Here is a 24,160-nt window from a genome sequence, read left to right on the forward strand (position 1 = left end):
GATGGGGGTGGGGGGCGTCAGGCCATGGGTTCGGACAGGATGACCTCCTCGCCCGCCCGGACCGCCGTGTAGAAACAGGACCGCCGGTTCGTATGACAGGCCGGCCCCTCCTGCTCGACCAGCGCCAAGAGGCAGTCGCGGTCGCAGTCCACCCGCAGCTCGACCAGCCGCTGATGATGCCCCGAGGTTTCTCCCTTCACCCAGAAGGCCGCGCGCGAGCGCGACCAATAGGTCACCCGCCCAGTCTCCAGGGTGCGCGCGACGGCGGCTGCGTTCATCCAGGCGACCATCAGCACCTCGCCCGAAACCGCGTCCTGCGCCACGCAAGGCACCAGCCCCGCAGCATCATACTTCAGTGTGGCCGGATCGAAGGGCATGGGCTTCTCCTTGGCAGGCGCGCGTTGCGGGTCTACATACGGGGTCAGCCCGGGGATTTCCATGAGCGACAGCGATCTGATCAAGCTATACTCTGCCCGCATCCTGGCGCTGGCGGCTGACATCCCGCATTACGGACGTCTGACGAAACCGCAGGGCAGCGCCCGGCGCCGGTCGCCGCTCTGCGGCTCGACCGTCACGGCCGACGTCGTGCTACGCGACGGGCGTGTCGCCGAATTTGCCCAGGACGTGAAGGCCTGTGCCCTTGGCCAGGCCTCGGCGGCGATCCTCGGACAGGTCGCCATTGGCCGCACGCTGCCCGAACTTCAGGCCGCCCGCGACGCGCTGAAGGCCATGCTGAAGGAAGACGGCCCCGTGCCGCCCGCACCGTTCGACGGCTACGAGGTGCTGCTGCCGGCACGCGACTACAAGAACCGCCACGCCTCGATCCTGCTGGCGCTGGAGGCGATCTGCGAGGCGGCAGAGGCCGCACAGGCCGCAGCCTAGGCCAGCCCCGAAAAAAAGACGCCGCGCATCCGGGGATGGCGGCGTTAGTGGCGCGTCTGGATACGGCGGACGGCTGGCCAGGCAGCGGCGAGGCCGTCACCCATGGGGGCAGAGCGCGGGGCAGAAAGGGTCAGGCAAGGCCCGGGAAGGCCAGCACGGCAATAAGCAGCACGAACAGTGCGGCAAGACCAGCCACATCCTCCATCGCGCCGCGCGGGGGCTGGGCGATAAGCATCTTCATGGCGTCTTTCATCGCGTCCTCCATGAAAGTTGCCGAATTGTTCTCACACCTGATCGCGGCTGTAAAGAACTTTTTAAGAACATTAGCGAACATTTCGGAAAAAAGATCTTCCAGTCCGGCGTATCCAAGGCCTAAGCCCGCTAAGGCCAGGCGGAAGCGTGGGATGAACGCCCCCTAGCCGACAGAGATCAGGCGCAGGGCCCGGTCCTGATCCATCAGCCACAAAAGTGCCCGCGCTGCCTCGCCACGCGGGCCGGACAGCCCCGGGTCGTCGTGCAACAGCTTGCGCGCATCGGACTGGGCAAGCCCCATCAGGCCCGCCTGGCGCTCCAGATCCGCCACGCGGAACCGTGGCAGGCCGGATTGTGCCGTGCCGATCAGATCGCCGGCGCCCCGCATCGCAAGGTCTTCCTCGGCGATGCGGAATCCGTCCTCGGTGTCGCGGATCGTTTTCAGCCGCCGCCGGCCGGTTTCGCTCAGCGGTGGCTGGTAAAGCAGCAGGCAGGTCGACTGCGCCTCGCCCCGACCGACGCGGCCTCGCAACTGGTGCAGCTGCGCAAGGCCGAAGGTCTCGGCCCGTTCGATCACCATGATCGTCGCGTTGGGCACGTTCACCCCCACCTCGATCACCGTGGTCGCCACCAGCACCGAGGTCTCACCGGCCACGAAGCGCGCCATGGCCGCGTCCTTTTCGGCCAGAGGCATCTGGCCGTGGACCAGGCCCACCCGGTCGCCCAAGGCCGCGCGCAGCGAACGGAACCGCTCTTCCGCGCTGGCGTAATCCACCACTTCGGATTCCTCGACCAGCGGGCAAACCCAATAGGCCTGCCGTCCTTCTGCCACGGCCTTGCGCAGATGATCCACCACCTCGTCCAGCCGCTCGGCCGAGACCATGGCGGTGCGGATTGGCTTGCGCCCTGCAGGCTTTTCATCCAGCACGGACACATCCATGTCGCCATGCGTGGCCAGGGCCAGGCTGCGCGGAATGGGGGTAGCAGTCATCACCAGCACATCCACCGCCCTGCCCTTGGCGGCCAGTTCCATCCGCTGCGCCACACCAAAGCGGTGCTGTTCGTCCACGACCGCCAACCGCAGATCATGGAACGCCACGTCCTTCTGGAAGACCGCATGCGTGCCGACCAGGATCGGAATCCGCCCCGCTGCCAGGTCGGCCAGCTTTGCCGCCCGCTCTGCCCCCCGGTCGCGGCCCGTCAGCAGCTCCAGCCGCACCCCGGCGGCGCGGGCCAGCGGCTCCAGCCCCTCGAAATGTTGCCGCGCCAGAATTTCCGTCGGCGCCATCATCACGCCCTGCCCGCCAGCCTCGACCGCGATCAAGAGCGCCTGGAAGGCAACCAGCGTCTTTCCCGCCCCCACGTCACCCTGCAACAGGCGGTTCATGCGCACTGGGCGGGCCATGTCGGCCTCTATCTCGGCAACGGCCCGGACCTGCGCGCCGGTGGGCGCATAGGGCAGGCTCTTCAGAACCCTTGCCCGCAGATGCCCATCGCCGCGCGTCTCGATTCCCTTGCCGCGCCGCAGCCTTGCCCGCGCGATCGACAGCATCAGCTGATGCGCGAACAATTCGTCATAGGCCAGACGCTGGCGCGCGGGATGATCCGGGGCCAGCCCGGCCGGGCCATCAGGCGCGTGCACCATGTGCAGCGCCCTTGTCCAGTCCGGCCATCCTTCGCGCGACTTGAGTCCGGCATCGATCCACTCTCCCAGGTCCGGAACCCGCGCCAAAGTGCCGGCCACGGCCTTCTGCACCAGCTTCTGCGTCAGACCGGCGGCCAGCGGATAGACCGGCTCATAGGCCGGGATCTCGTCTGCCTCGTCGGGTCGCAGCACATGATCAGGATGCACGATCTGCGCCATGCCGTCGAACAACTCGACCTTGCCCGAAACCAGCCGCCGCTGGCCGGTGGGCAAGAGCTTCTGCAGATAGTCGGTGCGGGCGTGGAAGAAGACGAGCGTGAATTCCAGCTTCCGGTCGCGGACATGCACCCGGTAAGGCCCGCCCTTCCGGCGGGGCGGCACATGCTGGCCGACCTCTACCTCGACGGTCAGCGTGGCTGGCGGGGTCACATCACGAACCGAGGCGCGCAACGCCCGGTCCACCACCGAATGGGGCATCAGGTAAAGCAGATCCTTGGGCCGCTCTACCCCCAGCGTCCTGAAGGCCTGCGCTGCCTTGGGGCCAACGCCGGGCAGGGTCTCAAGTTCCGCAAACAGCGGGAACAGGGCCTCGGGCCGCGTCATGCGCCGATCAGCCGCAGCCAGGCGTCCTCGTCGATGATCGGCACCCCCAGGCGCTCGGCCTCTTTGGCCTTTGATCCGGCGCCGGGCCCGGCCACCACCAGGTCGGTCCTGGCACTGACGCTGCCGGCAACCTTGGCCCCCAGCGCCTCTGCCCGCGCCTTGGCCTCGGCGCGGGTCATCTTCTCCAGCGTGCCGGTGAAGACAACCGTCTTTCCGGCCACGGGGCTGTCGGTCGCAACCCTGGCCTGGACCGGCTGTACACTCAGTTGCGCGACCAGCGCATCAATGGCCGCGCGTTCGGCAGGGTTCTGAAAGGCATCTGCCAGGCTTTGGGCCATCACCGCACCGATACCGTTGATCGAGGTCAGTTCCTGCCACTCCGGGTTGCCCGGCGCGGCACGAGTGACGGCGGTCTCGAACGCTTCCCAGGTGCCATAGTGGCGCGCCAGAAGGCCGGCCGCCACCTCGCCCACATGCCGGATGCCGAGGGCGAAGATCAGCCGATCAAGCGGGATCGTCCGCCGCGCCTCGATGGCGGCAAACAGCTTGGCGACGGAAACCTCTCCGAAGCCTTCGCGGTTCTTCAGTTTCTGCAATGGGTTGGCGGCATCTCTTGCTGCAAGGGTGAAGATGTCTGCCGGGGTCTTCACGGGCAGGATCGGATCGTTGAAGAACATCTCGACCTGCTTTGCCCCCAGCCCCTCGATATCGAAGGCGCCGCGGCTGACGAAATGCTTGAGACGCTCGACAGCCTGCGCCGGGCAGATCAGCCCGCCGGTGCAGCGGCGGACACTGTCGCCCTCCTCACGGTTGGCGGGGCTGCCGCATTCCGGGCATCTATCCGGAAAAACAAAAGGTTTTGAGTCGCTCTTTCTACGCGAAAGATCCACGTCCGCGACCTTCGGAATGACGTCGCCCGCGCGGTAGACCTGCACCCAGTCACCCACGCGGATATCCTTGCCGCCGCGGATCGGCTGACCCTTGCTGTCGCGACCGGCGATGTAATCCTCGTTGTGCAGCGTGGCGTTTGACACCACCACGCCACCTACCGTCACCGGCCGCAACCGCGCCACAGGCGACAGGGCCCCGGTACGGCCAACCTGAATGTCGATGCCCAGAAGCTCGGTCCAGGCCAGTTCCGCCGGGAACTTGTGCGCCAGGGCCCAGCGCGGCGTGGAAGAGCGGAACCCCAAGCGCGCCTGAAGCGCGAGATCGTCCACCTTGTACACGACGCCGTCGATGTCATAGCCCAGAGTCGCGCGCTGCGCCTCGACCAGCCGGTAGTGGGCCAGCATCGCCTCTGGCCCATCACACAGGACTGTCAGGGGATTCGTCGGAAATCCCAATGACTTGAGCCGCGCAATTGCCGTAAATTGCGTCTTGGCAAGCGGTTCCGAAAGTTCGCCCCAGGAATAGGCGAAGAACTTAAGCGGCCGGCTGGCGGTGATCCGGGCGTCAAGCTGGCGCAAACTGCCGGCGGCGGCGTTGCGCGGGTTGGCAAAGGTCTTTTCTCCCGCGGCAGCCTGCCTGTCGTTCAGGGCGGCGAAATCCGCATGCGACATGTAGACCTCGCCCCGCACCTCCAGCACCCGGGGCGCGCCGGTCAGGCGCCGGGGAATGTCGGCAATCGTGAGGGCGTTTTCGGTGACATTCTCACCCACCTCGCCATCGCCGCGCGTCGCAGCCACGACCAGCTCTCCCTCCTCGTAACGCAGGCTGAGCGAAAGGCCATCGATCTTCGGCTCGGCCGTGTAGGCCAAAGCTCCGGAATGGTTCAGGAACTTGCGCACGCGTTCGTCGAACTCGGTCACCTCTTCCGCAGAAAAGGCGTTTTCCAGCGACAGCATCCGTACCCGATGCACGACCTTACCGAAGCCTTCGGCCAAGGCGGCGCCCACCTGGTCGCTGGGGGAATCCGCCCGCTTCAGCGCCGGAAAGCGCGCTTCAATGGCGGCATTGCGGCGTTTCAGCGCGTCATACTCGGCATCCGAAATCTCGGGGGCATCAAGCGTATGATAGGCCCGGTTCGCCGCCGCAATCGCAGCGGCAAGACGCGCAAGCTCTTCAGCTGCTTCACGTTCCGTCAGCGCCTCGACCGGCTTTTCCTTCATTGCCGCCCCCCGATCCGCACCCGCCATGCCATGCGGCCGGAAGGTTAGGCCCGGGGGCGGTCAAGGTAAAGATCAGGCGCTGGCGGCAAGCCTTGCACCGGTTCCGGCAGCCGGGTCGCGCAGCACATAGCCGCGGCCCCAGACGGTTTCGATGTAGTTGTCGCCACCCGTCGCCTCGGCCAGTTTCTTGCGCAGCTTGCAGATGAAGACATCAATGATCTTCAGCTCCGGCTCGTCCATCCCGCCGTAAAGGTGGTTCAGGAACATCTCCTTGGTCAGCGTCGTTCCCTTGCGCAGGGATAGCAGCTCAAGCATCTGGTATTCCTTGCCGGTCAGATGCACGCCCTTGCCATCCACCTCGACGGTCTTTGCATCAAGATTGACCGCAACCCTGCCCGTGCGGATCACGGACTGGCTATGCCCCTTGGACCGGCGGATGATTGCATGGATGCGGGCGACCAGTTCCTCGCGGTGGAAGGGCTTGGTCAGATAGTCGTCGGCACCGAAGCCGAAGCCCTTCAACTTGCTTTCCGTGTCATCCGCGCCCGACAGGATCAGGATCGGCGTTTCCACCCGGGCCTGGCGCACCTGACGCAGCACCTCATGCCCGCTCATGTCCGGCAGGTTCAGGTCCAGAAGAATCAGATCGTAATCGTAAAGCTTTGCCAGATCGATCCCGTCCTCGCCCATGTCGGTGCAATAGACGTTCAGGTTGGCATGTGTCAGCATAAGCTCGATGCTTTTCGAAGTCGTCGGGTCGTCTTCCACAAGCAGGATGCGCATTTATCGGAATCTCCGCTCCAGTGCCGTCATCGTTAACGACTGTGGGCGGCATTGGTTAATCGACGGTTACTTTGCCAGAGCGCGAGCAGAAAACAATCTAAAGTTGTTTGTATTTCTGGATCGACGTGACCTTCAGCCCCGCGTCGCCATGCCGTTCGACCGCCGCGCGCCATAGCGCGAACTCTTCCTCGGACAGGGCGTAACGTTCCAGCGCCTCGGACAGGGGAAGCAGACCGTGGACCACCGCCTTTACCACAACCGCCTTGCGACTGGCGACCCAGCGCCGGGTATCCGCAGGCGGCAGGTCGGCCCGGGTCAGGATGCTGCCGTCAGGCAAGGTGACCTGCCGCGGACCATCGACACGTTTCAGAAACATCGGCAATCCCCCTTCGTGCACAGGAAGGATGCCGGAACAGGCTTAATCAATGCTGAAACTGGGGATTGAGAGTGCAGAGCATTTTCATATATTGCCTGACATTCCCTGACCCCGGATTTGTCCCATGCCGCGCGACCTGGCGCTCAATTCTCTCGGCCTGCCGAAGCCCCCGTCCGAAACGCGGGTCGTCGTCGCCATGTCGGGCGGCGTCGATTCCAGCGTCGTCGCCGCCATGTTGGCCGAAGAAGGCTATGATGTCGTCGGCGTGACACTGCAGCTTTACGATCACGGGGCCGCCTTGGCGAAGAAAGGGGCCTGCTGCGCGGGCCGCGACATCCACGATGCGCGCCGCGTGGCCGAGACGATGGGGTTTCCGCACTATGTCCTCGACTACGAGAACACCTTCCGCGAGGCGGTGATCGAGGAATTCGCCGATGCCTACCTGGCGGGCGCAACCCCCGTGCCCTGCATTCGCTGCAACGAGCGGGTGAAGTTCAAGGATCTTCTGGCCACGGCGAAGGATCTGGATGCCGACTGCATGGCAACCGGCCATTACATCCAGCGCAAGCTGGGCGATCATGGTCCCGAACTTCACCAGGCGGCCGACCCGGCGCGGGACCAAAGCTATTTCCTGTTCTCGACCACGCCGGAACAGCTGGCCTATCTGCGCTTTCCGCTGGGCCACCTGAAATCCAAGGCCGAGACCCGGGCGCTGGCGGCAAAATACGGGCTGCCGGTCGCGGACAAGCCCGACAGCCAGGACATCTGCTTCGTGCCGAACGGCAACTATGCCGCGGTGATCGAGAAGCTGCGCCCCGGCGCCGCCGACCCGGGCGAGATCGTGAACCTCGACGGCAATGTGCTGGGTCAGCACCGCGGCGTGATCCATTACACGATCGGCCAGCGCAAGGGTCTGGGCATCGGCGGTCTGGGCGAGCCGCTGTATGTGGTGAAGCTCGACCCCGAAACGCGGCGCGTGATCGTCGGGCCCAAGTCGGCGCTGTCCACCCGGATCATTCCCGTCCGGGAAATCAACTGGCTGGGCGATGCGCCTTTCGACAGCCGCGCCGAATGGCAGCTGAAGGTCAAGGTCCGATCGACCCGCCCGCCAAGCGAGGCCATCATCCGTCCGACCGGCCTCACGACCGCCGAGGTGGAACTGCTGTCGCCCGAGGACGGCGTAAGCCCCGGTCAGGCCTGCGTGTTCTACGCCCTCGAAGGCAGCCGCATCTTCGGCGGGGGCTGGATCTGGAAAGGGCAGGCCCGGTGAGACTGCTGATCCTGGCCGCACTTCTGGCCATGCCGCTGCCCGCCCCTGCCGAAACGCGCGACGCCCGGGTGGCCGTCGCGCGCGACTATGTCGATCTGGCGCTTCAGGGTTTCGACATGGCAGCGGTGATCGAGACGATGTATCAGCCGATTCTGCAACAGGTCGCCGCCGCCGGGCAGACGCTCAGCGACGAACAGGTGGCGGCGATCCGGGCCCTGTATCTGGACACGTTCACCGACCCGATGATGGCGCTGATGCGCGATCAGGCCGAAATCATGGCCGACATCATGACCCTTGGCGAAATCACCGCGCTGCGCGACTTCTACGCCACGCCAGAGGGGCGCTCGGCCATGGCAAAGCTGCCGCAGCTGACCGCTGCGCAAGAGCCGGGGGTGATCGCGTTGATCAACGACAGGACCGGCGCGGTGATGCCGCAGGTTCTGGCGATCATCAACGACGAAGCGCCGCCAGCACCGACCGCGCAGCCCTGAGGCCGGGTGCCTCGCCCCCGCGCCCCAGCCGCTCCATCGTCAGGGCCATCGCCGCCTTTTGTGATGCCGGGTCAGCCAGGACCGCCTTCAGCGCCGGGGCAATTCTGTCGGCCCGGCAGTCCGGCCCGATGAATTCGGGCACCGCCCGTGTCTCGCTGACCAGGTTGACCAGCGTGACCGTGTCGATCAGCGCCGCCCGCCGCATCAGCCACAGCGTCAGCGGATGCATGTCATAGGCGATGACCATGGGGCAGCCATTGGCAGCCAGTTCCAGCGACACCGTCCCCGAGGCCGCCAGTGCCACATCAGCTGCGGCAAAGGCGCCACGCTTGGCAGCCGGATCCTCTATGATCTCGGGCACGACCGGCCAGCCCGCCGTCAGATCCCTGACCAAAGGCGCCACACCGCGCACCGTGGGCAGAACGACACGCAGCGCCGGATGGGCCGCCTTCAGCCGCCCGACGACCTCGCCGAAGACGGGCGCCAGTCGCGCGACCTCTCCCCTCCGAGAGCCCGGCAGGGCCAGAAGAAGCGGCCCCTCGCCCGCAAAGGCGGCGCGTTCGGCCTCTGAGGCAAGCGGCTCGGCCACCACCGGGTGGCCGACGAAATCGCATGTCATGCCGGCGGCGGTCATGTAGGGCGGCTCGAAGGGCAGAAGCGCCAGCACATGGTCGATCACCCGCGCCATCTTCCGCGCCCGGCCCGGCCGCCAGGCCCAGACCGAGGGCGCGACATAGTGGATGGTGCGCAAGCCCGGGCGTGCAGTCTTGACCATCTTCGCCACGCGCAGGCAGAAATCCGGGCTGTCGATGGTGACCAGCGCATCCGCCCCGCTGGAAAGCACCGCCTGGGCTGCCTCGCGGATGCGGCGTTTCAGGTGCAGGTATTTCGGCAGAACCTCGGCGATGCCCATCACCGACAGCTCTTCCATCGGGAACAGGCTTTGCATCCCCTCTGCCTGCATCAGCGGCCCACCGACCCCGGAGAACTCCACCGGCGCAAGTGACTTGAGCCCCGCCATCAGCGCCGCGCCCAGACGGTCGCCCGAAGGTTCGCCCGCGATCAGGAACAGCTTCAGCGGGCTGCTCATCGTTGGACTTCGTTCACTCTTCGCGCCTTCCCGCCCCGCATCATGCGCGCGCCCACAGGAACAGGCCCAGCTCCCCGGCCAGAAGCCGCATCTCCGCATGATCCAGGCAGATCACCGAGCCCGCCTGAAAGGCCACGCCGCCCAGCCCGGCCGCCGCAACGGCCCGCAGCGTGTCGGGGCCGATCGTGGGCAAGTCGATCCGCCGGTCCTGCCCCGGTTTCGCCGCCTTGTAGAACACGCCCCGCCCCCGCGCCGGATCTGGCCGCAAGGCCCCGATCCGCGCGACCTCGGCCAGCATGGCATCGGTTCCCGGCAAAGCCTCGACCGCCAGGCACAGGCCCTGGGCCACCACCGCGCCTTGTCCCACATCAACCGCGCCAAGGGCCGCCACGATCTCTGCCGCGCGGGCTGCATCGGCCTCGTCACGCGGGGTCACGGTTCCTGCAAGCACCCCCGGGCCCGGCAACAGCGTCGGCGCCACCTCTTCCACCCCGGCCACTGCAAACCCGAACTCGTCGAAGATCTCCAGCACCGCCCGCAGCGTCGCGTCGTCGCCGGCCTGCATCGCCTGCATCAGCCGCGGCAGCAGTTCGGCCGTGGCCGGATCAAGCAGCGCAGGGTCCAGACGCGGGCGCTGGACCGCGCCGGCCAGGACCACGCGGCTGACGCCCGCATCGGCCAACGCGCGCAGGAAAGGCACCAGACGCTCCAGGCGGAAGGTCAGATCGACTGCCAGACCCGCGGGCACGAAACCCTCGGGCGCGGCGACGAAAGGTGGTTCCGCCATCGCCTGCGCCAGCGCCGCCGGCAGGCGCCCGCGCCCCGCGATCAGCGCCGTCCTCACCGCCCGCCCTTCGGGGTCAGGAAGCTGCGGTCGGACTTCGACAGGATGAAGTCGGCGATTTCACGGACAAGCGGGCTGTCGCTCTCTTCGGCCAGCTTGCGGGCGCGGTCCTGGAAGCTGCCCTCTTCCTGCGCCAGCGTCTGATAGGCGGCGCGCAACGCGGTGATCTCGGAGCGGTCCACACCGCGCCGCTTCAGCCCGACCAGGTTCAGCCCGTCAAGTTCGCCGCGCGGCGCCTGAACCAGACCGTAGGGTATGACGTCATTGGTGACCATCGTCACCGCCCCGATGATCGCACCCTGCCCGACCCGGACCCACTGGTGTATGCCGGACAGCCCGCCGACTATCACATCGTCACCCAGCACCACATGGCCGGCGATCGCCACATGATTCACCAGGATCACCCGGTTGCCGATCTGGGCGTCGTGCCCGACGTGGGCGCCGGTCATGATCAGCACGTCATCGCCGACGCGCGTCACCCCGCCACCACCTTCGGTCCCGGTGTTCAGCGTTGCCCCCTCACGGATCCGGCAGCGCCGGCCCACGATCAGCCGCGTACGTTCGCCACGGTATTTCAGGTCCTGCGGCACCTCGCCGACCGTGGCGAAGGGAAAGATCGTGCTGTCCTCGCCGATATCGGTCCAGCCGGTAAGGACGGCGTGGCTCTTGACCGTGACGCGCGCGCCAAGCGTCACCTCGGGGCCGATCACCGCAAAGGGGCCGATCTCGCAACCCTCGCCGATCACCGCGCCGGGCTCGACCACGGCCGAGGCGTGGATGCGGGCTGTGGGGTGAACGGTCATTCTTTCGGAACGTCAAACATCGCCATGAAGGTCGCTTCGCAGGCCAGCTCGCCCTCGACATAGGCCTTGCCTTCGAATTTCCAGACGCGGCCACCGCCGCGCAGCGCCTTCACATGCAGCTCCATCACGTCGCCCGGCACCACCTTGCGGCGGAACTTCACACCATCGACGCCCATGAAGAAGACCTTGGCCGCCTTGTCCACCAGGTTCATCGACAGCCCGACCAGAACGCCGGACGTCTGCGCCATAGCCTCGATGATCATCACGCCGGGAAAGATGGGCATGCCCGGAAAGTGGCCCTGGAACTGCGGCTCGTTCAGGGTGACGCACTTTATGCCGACGCAGCTTTCGTTCAGCACGATGTCGCGTACCTTGTCGATCAGCAGAAAGGGATAGCGATGCGGGATGATCCGCTGGATCAGCTCCAGATCGGCTGTTGTCGTAGCGGCTGCATCCATACTGGTCCCCTTGCGTTGCCTTGCGACCGTCGTCCCCGGCCTTTTCGCCGTAGCTACCAACTCGCGTCGCAAGTGACAAGTTTTCCGCCGGTTCAGGGCGCGGTCTCTGCCGGCAGCACGGCATCGACCTTCACGATCGCCTCGTCGGTGACGTCGATTGCGGACAGCGACAGGAACACCTGACTCTTGTCCAGGATCGCCACCGCGCCAAGTTCGCCCATCAGCTCGGCCAGGGCGGGAATGGCCGCCCGCAGGAACGCCTGACGATCAGCCTCGCGGGCGCGAACGAGATCGCGGGACTTTTCATCCTGCTCGGCGCGGATGCGTTCGACCTTCGCATCGAACTCGGCCGCGAGGGCCGAGAATTCCTCGGCAGGCAAGGTGCCGCGCTTGCGGGTCAGTTCCTGCTCTTCGGCGACAAGTTCGGCCTCGATCCGTGCGTTCTCTGCTTCCAGCGCCTTGGTGGCGGCGCGTTCGCGTTCGACACTTGCCTTGCCATAGGCCGAATCCAGGAAAAGCCGGTCCTGATCCAGCGTCAGGATGATGCCGCCCGGAATCGGCGCATCTTGTGCAGGCACAGGCTGGCCAAGGAAAAGCAGGACGACAACGGCGCACAGGGCGCGCCACGCCCGCATCGTCAGAACCTCGTCGAGATCGTCAGGTCGAAGGTCTGTTCCCTGTCGTAGTCTTCCTTCTTCAGCGCCTTGCTGAAGTTGAACCGCAGCGGACCGATCGGCGTTGTCCAGAACACCGAAAGGCCGACCACCGCCCGCGGATTGAAGCTGTCATCGACGATGCCACCCGGTTGGTCAGGCGAAGGAGTGCCGTTCACGTTGTCGAGGCTCCAGACCGAACCGACATCGAAGAAGGCGCCGCCGGTGATGCCATATTCCTCGGGCAGGCCAAGGGGGAATTCGGCCTCGAAGCGCGCCACAGCGAACATGTTGCCGCCCAAGGCATCCTGATCGTCAGCCCCAAGGTCGCGCGGACCGATCCCCTTGGGTTCGAAGCCCCTGATCTTGCCGCCACCGAAGTAGCGTTCAGTCACGCGGCTGGTGCCGTCACCCAGTGTCGTGATGGCCCCGCCCTCGAACACGGCACGGATCGTCACTTCCTCGTTCCAGACCTTGGTCTCGGCCAAGGCCAGCGCGGTCGTCTCGATATATTCTGTATCGCCCGCAAGACCCGCAAAATCTTGGCCAAAGCGCAGCAGAACCCCACCCTTCGGATTCAGGCCAGTAATCCGAGTGTCATACTCGTAATTGTAACCCAGCGACAGCGTGCGCAGCGCGCCAAGGTCAACTTCACTCTGGATGATCGGCGAATCGCCGGTGTAGTTCTCCAGCAGGTCATCCGAATAGCGCATGCGAAGGTTCAGCCTAGACTGTTCCCCGATCGGGAAGCCAAGCCCGGCAGTCAAGCCGATGTTGCGCGTATCGTAGACCGCGAAATCGCTGGTCGAGGTGCGGTAATAGGCACCCAGGCTGAAGCTGAGGTCGCGCCCCAGGAAGGCAGGCTCGGTGAAGCTGAAGCTTGAATTCTGATTGTCCGTCCCCGAACTCAGGCTAAGCGACAGGCGCTGGCCGCGGCCCAGGAAGTTCGTTTCCGAGAACCCAATGTTGAACCCCGTACCGTTGGCCACCGAATAGCTGACCCCGAAGCTGAGCGAGCCGGTCGGCTGTTCCTCGACATCGACATTCACCACCACCTGATCCGGGCCGGACCCCTGCTCGGTGTTCACCTGTGCGTCCGAGAAGAAGCCCAGAGCGCGAATCCGTTCGGCCGACTGCCGGATCTCGCGCGGGTTGAAGGGGTCGCCCTCAACGGTGCGGAACTGACGGCGGATGACCTCGTCCAGCGTGGTCTGGTTGCCTTCGATGTCGATGCGTTCGACAAAAATACGCTGGCCGCGAACGATGGCGAATTCGACGTCAACTGCCTGGCCGCGCTGGTCACGGGTGATCCGCGGTTCGACACGGATGAAATTGAGGCCTTTCTTCAGCGCCAGCGTTTCCATCCGCGTCACGTTGTTATCGATCAGCAGCGGGCTGTAGGTCTGCCCGGTGCGGATCCGCGTGACCGCCTGAAATTCGGCCGCATCCAACCCCTCAACCTCGGATACGACGGTGACCTTGCCGATGGTATGCGGCAACCCTTCACGCACGGTAAAGGTGATGAAGGTCGCATCCCGTTCACGCGTCAGTTCGGCGCTGGCGTCCAGGATCTGAAAGTCGATGAACCCACGCGACAGGTAGAATTCTGTCAGCAGGCGCTTGTCCAGTTCCAGCCGCTCGGCCACGAAACTGTCGCGCTGGATGAAGGTACGCAGAAGCCCCGCCTGCTTGGTCTGCAACACCTGGCGCAAGCGCCGATCCGAGAAGGCACGGTTCCCGACGAAATCGATCCGCTCGTTCTCGACCACACGGCCTTCGGTGATCTCGAAGACCAGATCCACGCGGTTTTCCGAGCGGCGGATGATCTTGGGCGTCACGCTGGCGGCCAGGCGCCCCGCTGCGCGATAGGCTTCCGCGATGGCTGCGGCATCGGCCTCGGCCTGGCTGGGGGAATAGACACGACGAGGTTGCGACTTGATAACCTCGGCAAGACGTTCGTCCTTCAGGCGGCGGTTCCCCTCGATGCTGATCACGTTGATGATCGGGTATTCGACGACCCGGATCAGCAAGGTGGAGCCCTGGGGGATCAGCTCGACCGTTTCGAACAGGCCGGAGTTCACGATGCGCTGATAGGCATCGTTCAGCGCGGAAGCCGACACCTGTTCGCCACGCCTGATTCCGGCATAGTTGAGGATCGTGGCGGCATCTACCCGGCTGTTCCCTTCGATCACGACGTTCGAAAAGGAAAAGACCTGAGCATAGGCCGGCATCAGGAACGGGGCCGAAAGCATTGCGGTGCCAAGAAAAACCGCCGTTGCCAGAAGACGGGCGCGCGCACGCGTCCCGGATGACCGTTCCCTGGTCGTACGGAAGGTCCCTTGCATCCTGCGTCCTCGCCCGTTCCTGTTTTTTTTCTGACTAGCTGGAAAGGCAAGCTTTGTCAAAAGCCTGCGGTCCTTGTGGATAACTTTCCCACATATTGTGCCCGCTGTGCCGCGCCATCGGATCAGGGAAAACCGACCCTGCGGCGGTGCGGCGGCTTACATGCAAAGGATATCGCGGCTTAGCGCGAACAGCATCAGCGACAGCACAATGGTCAGCCCGATCGTCATCAGCACGCGCAGCGCACGCTCTGACGGAGGGCGGCGCATGACCGCTTCGTAGGCGTGAAACACCAGATGTCCGCCATCCAGAACCGGAATCGGAAACAGGTTGATGATGCCGATACCCAGCGAAAGCACGGCAAGCATGCCGACAAAGCTTTCCGTCCCGTTGCGCGCCGCATCGCCCATCGTCTCGGCAATACCGATCGCACCCGAAAAGTTGCAGGAACTTATGGCACCGGTGATGATGTGCCAAAGACCCGAAAAGGTAGTGACAGTCATGCCCCACATCTGCGCCACGGCCAGGGACATCGATTCGATCAGGCCGGGCGACCGCGTGGCCGGAACGAAGGCCATGCCAGAGGCAATCCCGATCTGATAGCGCTCGACGAAGGCGCCGGTTTCATCCGCCACGCTGCGGATGCGCGGGACCAGCGTCAGTTCGAAGGTCTGCCCATTGCGCCAGACGGTCAGCGGCACCGGCGCACCCTTGCTTTGGGCGACGATGTCGGGAAGCTGGCGGAAGGTGGTGACCTCCTGCCCGCCGGCCCGCAGGATCACATCCCCGGCCTGAAGGCCGGCGTCCATGGCCGCCGACCGGATGATCACCTGCCCCACGACAGCCGGGAAGGGATGCGGACCTCCGACGTCCATCTGGCGGTCTCCGCGGCGGATGGTGTAGGTCACCGTCAGCTTGTCCGGAAGAACCCCGGCCAGCGCGCCCAGGCTGGGCAAGTCCGGTGTCGGCTGTCCCTCGATGGCAAGGATGACGTCACCTGTCTGCAGCTCCGCTCCCCCGAAGGGAAGGGCGCGCAGTTCGCCCACCGTCGGTTCTTCCCGCGGCAGGCCGGCAACCATCAGGATCCCGGCAAGCAACACGAAGGTCAGGATGAAGTTCGCCACCGGTCCCGCCGCCACGGTCGCAGACCGCGCCCAGAGCGGCGCCCCCGCCATCGTGTGGCGCCGTTCGGCCGGCGACAGGCCGGGCATGTTCACAGGGCGCACCGACGATGCGTCGGCATCGCCAAGGAACTTCACATAGCCGCCGAAGGGAATCGCCGCAATCTGCCAGCGCGTGCCGCGGCGGTCGCGGTGGCTGAAGAGCACGGGACCGAAGCCGATCGAGAACACCTCGGCATGTATGCCCGACCATCGGCCGACGATGTAATGGCCGTATTCATGGACGAAGACGATGATCGACAGCGCAACGATGAAAAAGAACACCGTCCAGGCGGTGCCGCCGAGTGCCGCGAAGATTTCCATGCCTACCTCGAACCCGCCCTGCGGCGCGCGATTTCATCCGCCTTCGTCCGTGCCAGATGGTCCATCTGCAGGATATCATCAAGGGCGGGTGCCGCATTTGTGCGGCCAAGGTCGGGCTCCAGCGCATCCAGCGAAGCCTCGACCACCCCGGCCATGTCCATGAAGCCGATTCCACCGGCCAGGAAATGGTCAAGGGCCACTTCCTTCGCCGCATTGAAGGCCGCGCCTGCAAGCCCGCGCCGTTCCATCACCGCACGCGCAAGACGCAGCGCCGGGTATCGCGTAAGGTCGGGCGCGCGGAAGGTGAGCGTAGAGATCTGCGCCAGATCCAGCCGGGCGACCGGCAGGTCGGCCCGCACCGGCCAGTTCAGCGCATAGCCGATGGAATGGCGCATGTCCGGTGCGCCCATATGCGCCATGATGGCCCCGTCACGGAAGCCGACCATGGAATGGATCAGCGATTCCGGGTGGATGATGACCTCGACCCGTTCGGGTTCCACCCCGAAGAACTCGCGCGTCTCGATCACCTCGAGCGCCTTGTTGAACATGCTGGCCGAATCGATGGTGATCCTCTGGCCCATGGCCCAGTTGGGATGGGCCAGCGCCTCCTGCACCGTGGCGCGTGCCAGGGCCTCCAACGGCCAGTCGCGCAGCGCACCGCCCGAAGCGGTCAGGATGATCCGCTCTACCGTCGCGATGTCTTCGCCCGCAAGGGCCTGAAAGATCGCCGAATGTTCGCTGTCAACCGGCAGGATGCGCGCGCCTCGCGCCTCTGCCTCGGCCATCAGCAACGGCCCTGCGGTCACCAGACTTTCCTTGTTGGCGAGGGCCAGGCTTTTCCCGTGACGCAGCGCCCGGAACCCGGGCACCAGTCCCGCCGCACCGACGATCGCGCTCATCACCCAGTCTGCCGGGCGGTCGGCGGCTTCGGCGATCGCCTCGGCCCCGGCCGCCGCCGCCACACCCGAACCTGCCAACCTGTCGCGCAGTTCGGCAAGGCCCGACGGGTCGGCGCAGACCGCGACCTCGGCGCGCAGCTCTCGCGCCAGTTCGGCCAGCCGCGCGATGTTGCGCCCGCCGGTCAGTGCAACCACCCGGTAGGCCTCGGCCCCGCCAGCGCGGCGGACAAGATCCACCGTCTGCTCTCCGATCGAGCCCGTGACCCCGAAGATCGAAATGCTTCGCATCAGCCCGGCCCCCCGATCATCGGCGTGACCGGAACGACCAGTTGCAGCAGCATCACCAGAACCACGGCGCCGATCAGCGCATCAAAGCGGTCCAGTACGCCGCCGTGTCCGGGAATCAGCCGCGAGGCATCCTTGACCCCAGCGCGCCGCTTGACCCAGCTTTCCAGGATGTCGCCCATCTGCCCGGCAAAGGCCACCAGCATCGACAAGGGCACCAGCGGCCAGCCACCATAGCCGGCCTGCCAAAAGGCAAGCCCCACCAGCCCGGCACCGATCCAGCCCGCCGCCGTGCCCGACCAGGTCTTCTTGGGGCTGATCCGTTCCCAGAACTTCGGCCCGCCCAGCAGACGCCCGGCGAAATAGCCCAGAACGTCGGAGGCTACGACCACCGCGACAAGCCACAGGATGGCGATTGTTCCGGCCTCCTGGCGCAGGGTGACCAGGCCGTAGCCCGCCAGCATGATCGCCAGCGCATAGCCCCCTGCAAGGCGACGGTCGCGGCGCGGGGTCAGCACCAGCATCAGCGTCGGCGCCACAAGGAACAGCACCGCCACTTCGCTGCGCAGGACCAGTGCGGCCGCCAGCGCCCCACCGGTCGCCACCGCCAGCGTCACCGGCGTCCGGCGTCGCAGGGGGGCCGTGATGGTTGCCAGTTCCCAGACCATCAGCGCCGTCAGCACGATGACAAGAGCGGCAAAGGCAGTGCCGCCCAGCCAGATCTCGACCGCACCGACCGACACCATGAATATGGCCGAAAGGATTCGGGTCCGCAGGTCAGACCATCGGCCGGAAGGCGCCGGCACCCCACTCACCGCAGCACGCCCCCGAACCGCCGCTCGCGATTGCCGAACCGCGCGATGATCCCGGCCAGTTCCTCGGCCGTGAAATCGGGCCAGAGCGTGCCGGTGAATTCGTATTCGGCATAGGCCGCCTGCCAGGGCAGGAAATTGCTTGTCCTTGTCTCTCCGCTGGTGCGGATCACAAGGTCGGGGTCAGGCAGGCCGCCCGTATCCAGCGCCCCAGCGAAGGCCCCTTCGGTCAGATCGCGCGGATCCAGCAGGCCAGCCGCCACCTGCTCGGCCAGCTTGCGCGCTGCGCGCACAATCTCGTCACGGCCACCGTAGTTGACCGCGATGGTCAGGTTCAGCCGATCGCAGCCAGCCGTGCGCGCCTCGATCCCGGCCATCAGGCGCTGCAGCTTCAGATCAAGGCGCCCGCGTTCGCCGATGAACCGGACCCGGACCCCCGCCTTGGCAAGGCGCTCGGCCTCGCGCTCGATGTAGCGGGCGAAGATTGCCATCAGGCCAAGCACTTCTTCGGTCGACCGCTTCCAGTTCTCGGTCGAGAAGGCGTACAGCGTCAGCCAGCGGATGCCCAGGTCGGGGGCAGCCTTGACAATGTCGCGCACCCGTTCCGCACCGCGGCGATGACCGACAAGACGCGGCCAGCCCCGGTTAGTGGCCCAGCGGCCGTTGCCGTCCATGATGATTGCAAGGTGATTGACCGGCCTCAGCCCGACTTCGCCCGCCAGATCCTTCGACACCGGCCCGTCCCTCCGTCAGACCTGCATGATTTCGGCCTGCTTGATCTCCAGCGCCTTGTCTACGGCGGCGATGGCGCGGTCGGTCATTTCCTGCACCTCGTCGGCCCACATCTTCTGATCATCCTCGCTCATGCCCAGGGCCTTGGCCTTCTTGATCTGGTCCATCCCGTCGCGGCGGACGTTGCGGATGGCGATCTTGGCCTGTTCGGCATACTGCGCCGCGACCTTCGACAGTTCGCGCCGGCGCTCCTCATTCAGTTCCGGGATCGGCAGGCGGATCAGCGGCCCGTCGGTGACCGGGTTGATGCCGATCCCGGATTCGCGGATCGCCTTTTCCACCTTGCCGACCAGGGCCCTGTCCCAGACGTTGATCACCACCATCCGCGGCTCGGGCACGTTCACCGTGCCAAGCTGGTTGATCGGGGTCATCTGACCGTAGGCTTCCACCTGGATCGGATCGACGATCGAGGCACTGGCGCGACCCGTGCGCAGCGAGGCGAATTCCTGCTTCAGCGCAGTCATGGCGCCATCCATCCGGCGCTGCAGGTCGTCGGTGTCGATCTCGATCTCTTCATGAGCCATAGGTCATGTCCTTCACTTCGTGGGCCCCCTGGGCGCATCGGGGCTTCCGGCTTATAGCAGAGCCACCGGGCCGGGGAATAGGCCTAAGCGGCGGGGGCGGGCCTCAGCCCTGAACGCGGGTATAGGTGCCCTCCCCGGCCAGAATTCCCCGGAAACCGCCGGGTTCGTCCAGCGAAAAGACGATGATCGGCAGGTCATTGTCGCGGGCCAGCGCGATCGCGGTCGCATCCATGACGCCCAGGTGCTTCTCAAGCACTTCGTCGTAGGTCACATGGTCGTAGCGCCGTGCATCAGGGTGCTTCTTCGGATCCTTGTCATAAACGCCATCGACCTTGGTGCCCTTGAAGATCGCCTGGCAGGCCATTTCGCTGGCCCTGAGCGTTGCCGCCGTGTCCGTGGTAAAATACGGGTTCCCGGTTCCGGCCGCGAAGATGCACACCCGCTTCTTTTCCAGATGCCGCACGGCGCGGCGGCGGATGTAGGGCTCGCAGACCTGATCCATCGGTATGGCCGAGATGACGCGGGTGAAGACCCCCATCGCCTCCAGCGCCGACTGCATGGCCAGCGCGTTCATCACCGTGGCCAGCATCCCCATGTAATCGGCCGTCGTCCGCTCCATCCCCTGAGCGCTGCCCTGCAGGCCGCGAAAGATGTTGCCGCCGCCGATCACCATGCAGATTTCCACACCCATGTCGCGGACCGACTTCACCTCTTCGGCGATCCGGTTCACCGTCGGCGGATGCAGGCCATAGCCCTGGTCGCCCATCAGCGCCTCGCCCGAGATCTTCAGCATCACGCGGCTGTATCTGACCGCGGCCCCGGCTGTGTCGGACATGGCGCCCCCTGCATTTCGTTTTGTGTTTGGACTGGCGCGCAAAATGTCGCAAAACCGCGGCGGGTTCAACCGGGGTTCCGATGTTGATCGACCGGATTTCGCGCGAGGCTCCCGTGCTGATCGCAGGGCCGACCGCCAGCGGCAAGTCTGCGCTGGCGATGGAAATTGCCGCGCGCGACGGCCGAACGATAGTCAATGCCGATGCGTTGCAGGTCTACGCCAACTGGCGCATCCTGACCGCACGCCCCTCGCCCGCGGATGAAAGCGCCCTGCCCCACGCGCTGTACGGCCATGTTGCGCGCGATCAGCCCTATTCGGTCGGCCACTGGCTGCGCGAGCTGAAGCCGCTGCTCGCAAGACCGGTGGTGATCGTCGGCGGAACGGGGCTGAACTTCACCGCGCTGACCCGCGGGCTGGCCGAGATCCCCGAGATCCCGCGCGCGATACGCGCCGAGGCCGACGCGCGGATGGCCGCCGAGGGGCGGGCGGCGCTGCTGGCCGAGCTTGACCCCGAAACAGCCGCCCGGATCGACCCGCTGAACGGGGTCCGTGTCCAGCGCGCCTGGGAGGTCTGGCGGGCCACAGGCCGGGGGCTGGCCTCCTGGCAGAACGAGACGCCACCGCCCCTGCTGCCGCGAAGGTCGGCCGAAGCCCTTGTCCTGATGCCCGAAACAACATGGTTGAACGACCGCATCGACCGCCGTTTTGCGCAGATGATGGCGGCCGGCGCCCTGGAAGAGGCGCGGGCGAACCTGGCCGGTTGGGATGCCCGCCGACCGTCGTCGAAGGCGATCGGAGGGCCAGAGCTGATTGCGCACCTGCAAGGTCACCTGACGCTGGAGCAAGCCGTCGCTGCTGCTGCTCTGGCCAGCCGGCAATATGCGAAGCGGCAAAGGACATGGTTCAGATCGAACATGAAGGACTGGACGGTTCTTTCCCTTCCCTGATCATGGGTTGCGGGGCGAACTTGACGCGAACTGAAGGCGATCCACAGGCTTACCCACAGGAACCTGCAACACCTGTGGATAACTTGAGCGTCTTGCCCAGAATTTCGCTTGGGTTGTGCCCGCACGGCTGCTTTACTTTTGCGGTCATCCACCGCCGGACCCGTTGCCATGAACAAGCCCGCGCCCGTCCCGATCGAACGCCCCGTGTCCCAGTTGCGTCTTGTCGCCATCCCGCGCCTTGCCGCCGGCGGGCGCTGGCGGGTCGAAGCAATGCGCTCGCTTTCCGAACCCTGCCTGCTGTGGTTCACCAAGGGTCAGGGCCGCATCACCATTTCCGGGGTGACGCGCGGATACACCGCGCACAACGCGATCTTCATCCCCGCCGGGGTGATGCACGGATTCGAGGCCGGGCCGCAGGTCTTCGGTACGGCCGTCTTCTTCGGGCGCGATCCGAAGGTCACCCTGCCGAAGGCGCCCCTGCACCTGCGCATCCGCGAGGTTCACGCCCAGCAGGAGGTGAACGTCCTGCTCGATTCGATCCTGCGGGAACTGGAAAGCGATACCCCCGCTAATGACCGTGCCGCCGAGGCCTATGTCGGACTTCTGGGCGTATGGCTGGAACGCCAGGCGAAGAAGGCCGAACCCGAATCCGCCCGGCCTGATGCCACCCGGCGCCTTGTCGCACGCTACACGGCGCTGCTGGAACGGAACTTCCGCACCGGCATGGGCGTGGCAGATTTTGCCGCCGCTCTGGGGGTGACGCCCACGCACCTTACGCGCTGCTGCAACATCGCCTGCGGCCGCCCCGCCATCGCGCTCCTGCAGGATCGGCGAATCTTCGAGGCACGCAAGCTTTTGACCGAGACGAAGCTGCCCGTGGCGCGTATCGCCGAACAGTTGGGCTTCAATTCGCCGGCCTATTTCACCCGCGCCTTCCAGCACCTGACGGGCAAGTCGCCGACCGCTTTCCGCCGAATGCCTTGAGCAGACCTGCCTTCCGGGTGCAACCGGTCCCATGTGTTGTCAGATTGCGACAGCAGGCAAATGTTTTTCGACGGATTCATGTCGCAAATGTTGTGCAATGCGACGAAAGCAGTCGTTGACGCGCGGCGCAAAAAGTTGCGCAATGGCAGACGGGGGCGCGGGGAACGCAGCACTGCCCTGGGTGGCCGTCAGATGGTCGCCAGAGGCAGAACGGGTTCCGTCGCGGCCGGAACAAGAACCTAAAAAAGACCTTACAGGGAGACACAAAATGACCACGACCAAGGCCAAGGCCGGACTGCACCCGGGGGCCCTGATGCATGCCGAGGAGTACAGGGCCGGCAAGATCAGCCGGCGCGAATTCCTGACCCGTTCCACCGCGCTTGGCGTGTCGGCCGCCGCCGCCTACGGTCTGATCGGGCTTTCGGCTCCGGCAAAGGCGCAAGAGCCGAAGATCGGCGGCATCATCCGCTGCGCGATGGAAGTCAAAGGCACCAAGGATCCGCGCCTGGCGGACTGGCCGCAGATTTCCAACATCTATCGCGGCTGGCTGGAATACCTGATCCAGTACAACGCCGACGGAACCTTCGAGGGGCGCCTGCTGGAAAGCTGGGAAGCCAATGCCGACGCAACCCAATACACGCTGAAGGTCCGTCAGGGCGTGAAATGGAACAACGGCGACGATTTCACCGCAGACGACGTTGTGCGCAACTTTGCCCGCTGGGCCGATGGCACTGTGGAAGGCAACGCCACCGCCAGCCGCTTCGTGGCGCTTGCCGACCCGGAGACCAAGCAGCTGCGCGAGGGCGCCGTGGTCAAGCTTGACGATTACACGGTTCAGCTGAACCTTTCGCAGTCCGACGTGGCGATCGTGCCCAACGTCGCCGACTATCCCTGCGCCGTGGTGCATTCCAGCTTCATCGACGGGCAGGATCCGGCCGAAAACCCGATCGGCACCGGCCCCTATGTGCCGCAGGAAGTTTCGGTCGGCCAGAAGGCCGTGCTGGTGCGCGCACCGAACCATCAGTGGTGGGGCGGCACCGCCCCCCTGGACGAGATCCACTACATCGACTTCGGCACCGACCCTTCGACCATGGTCGCGCTGGCCGGTTCGGACGAGATCGACTGCAACTACGAAACCACCGGCGACTTCATCGAACAGCTCGACGCGCTGGGCTGGAACAAGCTTGAGGTGGTGACGGCTGCAACGATCGTCGTGCGGATGAACTCGGCCACGTCCGACCTCTACAAGGACAAGGCCGTGCGCCAGGCGATCCAGCTGGCCGTCGATCCGGCGGTCGTCCTGGAACTGGGCTACAACAACCTGGGCACCACGGCGGAAAACCACCATGCCTGCCCTGTGCACCCGGAATATGCCAAGCTGCCGCCGCAGGTGATCAACCCCGCTGGGCTGAAACCCGCGATCGAGGCCGCCGGTCTGGCCAATGCCGAATTCGAGATCATCTCGCTTGACGACGGCTTCGAGGCGGCGACCACCGCCGCCGTGGTTGCGCAGCTGAAGGATGCCGGGCTGAACGTCAAGCACACGGTCATGCCGGGCTCGACCTTCTGGAACGACTGGCAGAAGTATCCCTTCTCCTCGACGACCTGGAACCACCGCCCGCTGGCGGTGCAGAACATGTCGCTGGCCTATACCTCGACAGGATCGTGGAACGAGACGGGAATGGCGAACCCCGAGTTCGACGCGCTCATGGTCGAGGCGCTGGCCCTGGCAGATGCCGACGCCCGCCGCGAGGTGATGGCCAAGCTGGAAGCAATCCTTCAGGACGAAGGCTACATCATCCAGCCGTACTGGCGTTCGCTCTTCGCCCATGCCCGGCCGGGCGTGAACGTCGAGCGGCACCCCTCGAACGAGCACCAGCACTACAAGTGGTCGCTCGCCTGATCCGGTGACCGTCCGGGCGCGCCTTCGGGTGCGCCCGGCGCGCCGGCCAGCCCATTCCCGCCCGTGCGCCCGCGCTGTCGGCCGCCCAGCC

General features: G+C 65.6%; 24 protein-coding genes. 6 read left to right on the top strand and 18 right to left on the bottom strand.

What is annotated here, in order from left to right:
• Nucleotides 1–17: 17 nt before the first annotated feature.
• Nucleotides 18–377 (bottom strand): phosphoribosyl-AMP cyclohydrolase, encoded by a 360-nt coding sequence (hisI, locus tag EZM81_RS08510; RefSeq protein ID WP_136645421.1) that lies wholly within the window; start codon nucleotides 375–377, stop codon nucleotides 18–20.
• A 61-nt stretch (nucleotides 378–438) separates the two neighbouring features.
• Here hisI and EZM81_RS08515 point away from each other — a divergent pair, with 61 nt between their 5' ends.
• On the top strand, nucleotides 439–882 hold the full coding sequence (locus EZM81_RS08515) for an iron-sulfur cluster assembly scaffold protein (protein ID WP_135448614.1): 444 nt from the start codon (nucleotides 439–441) through the stop codon (nucleotides 880–882).
• 130 nt (nucleotides 883–1,012) lie between these two features.
• On the opposite strand, the gene EZM81_RS18665 is transcribed toward EZM81_RS08515, so the two are convergent.
• The 5 genes from EZM81_RS18665 to EZM81_RS08535 all read right to left on the bottom strand — a co-directional run bounded on the left by EZM81_RS18665 (nucleotide 1,013) and on the right by EZM81_RS08535 (nucleotide 6,652).
• Complete coding sequence (locus EZM81_RS18665; RefSeq protein WP_256371613.1) at nucleotides 1,013–1,135, bottom strand: hypothetical protein; 123 nt, start codon at nucleotides 1,133–1,135, stop codon at nucleotides 1,013–1,015.
• A gap of 162 nt (nucleotides 1,136–1,297) precedes the next feature.
• Nucleotides 1,298–3,382 carry an ATP-dependent DNA helicase RecG gene (gene recG / locus EZM81_RS08520; protein ID WP_136645422.1) on the bottom strand — a complete coding sequence of 695 codons (2,085 nt, stop codon included), beginning with the start codon at nucleotides 3,380–3,382 and terminating at the stop codon, nucleotides 1,298–1,300.
• On the bottom strand, nucleotides 3,379–5,493 hold the full coding sequence (gene ligA, locus EZM81_RS08525) for an NAD-dependent DNA ligase LigA (RefSeq protein ID WP_136645538.1): 2,115 nt from the start codon (nucleotides 5,491–5,493) through the stop codon (nucleotides 3,379–3,381). The genes recG and ligA overlap by 4 nt, the downstream gene beginning before the upstream one ends.
• Before the next feature lie 72 nt (nucleotides 5,494–5,565).
• Complete coding sequence (ctrA, locus tag EZM81_RS08530) at nucleotides 5,566–6,276, bottom strand: response regulator transcription factor CtrA (RefSeq protein WP_136645423.1); 711 nt, start codon at nucleotides 6,274–6,276, stop codon at nucleotides 5,566–5,568.
• Nucleotides 6,277–6,373: 97 nt separating this feature from the next.
• Nucleotides 6,374–6,652 (bottom strand): DUF1153 domain-containing protein, encoded by a 279-nt coding sequence (locus EZM81_RS08535; protein WP_135448622.1) that lies wholly within the window; start codon nucleotides 6,650–6,652, stop codon nucleotides 6,374–6,376.
• 124 nt (nucleotides 6,653–6,776) lie between these two features.
• Here EZM81_RS08535 and mnmA point away from each other — a divergent pair, with 124 nt between their 5' ends.
• The gene (gene mnmA / locus EZM81_RS08540) at nucleotides 6,777–7,922 is read left to right on the top strand and encodes a tRNA 2-thiouridine(34) synthase MnmA (protein ID WP_136645424.1); all 1,146 of its coding nucleotides are present in this window, start codon (nucleotides 6,777–6,779) and stop codon (nucleotides 7,920–7,922) included.
• Nucleotides 7,919–8,413: a DUF2059 domain-containing protein gene (locus tag EZM81_RS08545; protein ID WP_136645425.1), complete on the top strand. Its 495-nt coding sequence runs from the start codon at nucleotides 7,919–7,921 to the stop codon at nucleotides 8,411–8,413. Before mnmA ends, EZM81_RS08545 begins: the two co-directional genes overlap by 4 nt.
• Here the strand turns inward: EZM81_RS08545 and lpxB are convergent.
• The 12 genes from lpxB to pyrH form a co-directional block, all read right to left on the bottom strand.
• Complete coding sequence (gene lpxB / locus EZM81_RS08550; RefSeq protein ID WP_136645539.1) at nucleotides 8,373–9,491, bottom strand: lipid-A-disaccharide synthase; 1,119 nt, start codon at nucleotides 9,489–9,491, stop codon at nucleotides 8,373–8,375. The two genes, EZM81_RS08545 and lpxB, sit on opposite strands and share 41 nt — an antisense overlap.
• 52 nt (nucleotides 9,492–9,543) lie before the next feature.
• Nucleotides 9,544–10,347 carry an LpxI family protein gene (locus EZM81_RS08555; RefSeq protein WP_256371614.1) on the bottom strand — a complete coding sequence of 268 codons (804 nt, stop codon included), beginning with the start codon at nucleotides 10,345–10,347 and terminating at the stop codon, nucleotides 9,544–9,546.
• Nucleotides 10,344–11,150, bottom strand: a complete 807-nt coding sequence (gene lpxA / locus EZM81_RS08560; protein WP_135448628.1) for an acyl-ACP--UDP-N-acetylglucosamine O-acyltransferase — start codon at nucleotides 11,148–11,150, stop codon at nucleotides 10,344–10,346. Before lpxA ends, EZM81_RS08555 begins: the two co-directional genes overlap by 4 nt.
• A complete protein-coding gene (gene fabZ, locus EZM81_RS08565; RefSeq protein WP_135448630.1) occupies nucleotides 11,147–11,608 on the bottom strand; it encodes a 3-hydroxyacyl-ACP dehydratase FabZ in 462 nt (153 codons plus the stop codon). The genes lpxA and fabZ overlap by 4 nt, the downstream gene beginning before the upstream one ends.
• Nucleotides 11,609–11,700: 92 nt before the next feature.
• A complete protein-coding gene (locus EZM81_RS08570; RefSeq protein WP_136645426.1) occupies nucleotides 11,701–12,243 on the bottom strand; it encodes an OmpH family outer membrane protein in 543 nt (180 codons plus the stop codon).
• Between the two features lie 2 nt (nucleotides 12,244–12,245).
• The gene (gene bamA / locus EZM81_RS08575) at nucleotides 12,246–14,606 is read right to left on the bottom strand and encodes an outer membrane protein assembly factor BamA (RefSeq protein WP_136645427.1); all 2,361 of its coding nucleotides are present in this window, start codon (nucleotides 14,604–14,606) and stop codon (nucleotides 12,246–12,248) included.
• Nucleotides 14,607–14,762: 156 nt separating this feature from the next.
• Nucleotides 14,763–16,088 carry an RIP metalloprotease RseP gene (gene rseP / locus EZM81_RS08580; RefSeq protein WP_136645428.1) on the bottom strand — a complete coding sequence of 442 codons (1,326 nt, stop codon included), beginning with the start codon at nucleotides 16,086–16,088 and terminating at the stop codon, nucleotides 14,763–14,765.
• Nucleotides 16,089–16,090: 2 nt separating this feature from the next.
• On the bottom strand, nucleotides 16,091–17,275 hold the full coding sequence (gene dxr / locus EZM81_RS08585; RefSeq protein WP_136645429.1) for a 1-deoxy-D-xylulose-5-phosphate reductoisomerase: 1,185 nt from the start codon (nucleotides 17,273–17,275) through the stop codon (nucleotides 16,091–16,093).
• Entirely contained in the window at nucleotides 17,275–18,087 is an 813-nt protein-coding gene (locus EZM81_RS08590) for a phosphatidate cytidylyltransferase (protein WP_256371615.1), read from the bottom strand. Before EZM81_RS08590 ends, dxr begins: the two co-directional genes overlap by 1 nt.
• A complete protein-coding gene (gene uppS / locus EZM81_RS08595; RefSeq protein WP_371685733.1) occupies nucleotides 18,084–18,818 on the bottom strand; it encodes a polyprenyl diphosphate synthase in 735 nt (244 codons plus the stop codon). Before uppS ends, EZM81_RS08590 begins: the two co-directional genes overlap by 4 nt.
• 15 nt (nucleotides 18,819–18,833) lie before the next feature.
• The gene (frr, locus tag EZM81_RS08600) at nucleotides 18,834–19,400 is read right to left on the bottom strand and encodes a ribosome recycling factor (protein WP_136645431.1); all 567 of its coding nucleotides are present in this window, start codon (nucleotides 19,398–19,400) and stop codon (nucleotides 18,834–18,836) included.
• 103 nt (nucleotides 19,401–19,503) lie between these two features.
• Nucleotides 19,504–20,235, bottom strand: a complete 732-nt coding sequence (gene pyrH / locus EZM81_RS08605) for a UMP kinase (protein ID WP_136645432.1) — start codon at nucleotides 20,233–20,235, stop codon at nucleotides 19,504–19,506.
• Between the two features lie 80 nt (nucleotides 20,236–20,315).
• On the opposite strand from pyrH, the gene miaA reads away from it, so the two are divergent.
• From miaA to EZM81_RS08620, 3 genes are all read left to right on the top strand, one after another.
• Nucleotides 20,316–21,182, top strand: coding sequence for a tRNA (adenosine(37)-N6)-dimethylallyltransferase MiaA (miaA, locus tag EZM81_RS08610; protein ID WP_136645433.1), 867 nt, complete (start codon nucleotides 20,316–20,318; stop codon nucleotides 21,180–21,182).
• A 168-nt stretch (nucleotides 21,183–21,350) separates the two neighbouring features.
• The gene (locus EZM81_RS08615) at nucleotides 21,351–22,166 is read left to right on the top strand and encodes an AraC family transcriptional regulator (RefSeq protein ID WP_136645434.1); all 816 of its coding nucleotides are present in this window, start codon (nucleotides 21,351–21,353) and stop codon (nucleotides 22,164–22,166) included.
• Between the two features lie 268 nt (nucleotides 22,167–22,434).
• Nucleotides 22,435–24,069 carry an ABC transporter substrate-binding protein gene (locus tag EZM81_RS08620; RefSeq protein WP_135448650.1) on the top strand — a complete coding sequence of 545 codons (1,635 nt, stop codon included), beginning with the start codon at nucleotides 22,435–22,437 and terminating at the stop codon, nucleotides 24,067–24,069.
• The last annotated feature ends 91 nt before the right edge of the window (nucleotides 24,070–24,160 follow it).

Source organism: Tabrizicola sp. YIM 78059 (assembly GCF_004959785.1).
Taxonomy (GTDB): domain Bacteria; phylum Pseudomonadota; class Alphaproteobacteria; order Rhodobacterales; family Rhodobacteraceae; genus Tabrizicola; species Tabrizicola caldifontis.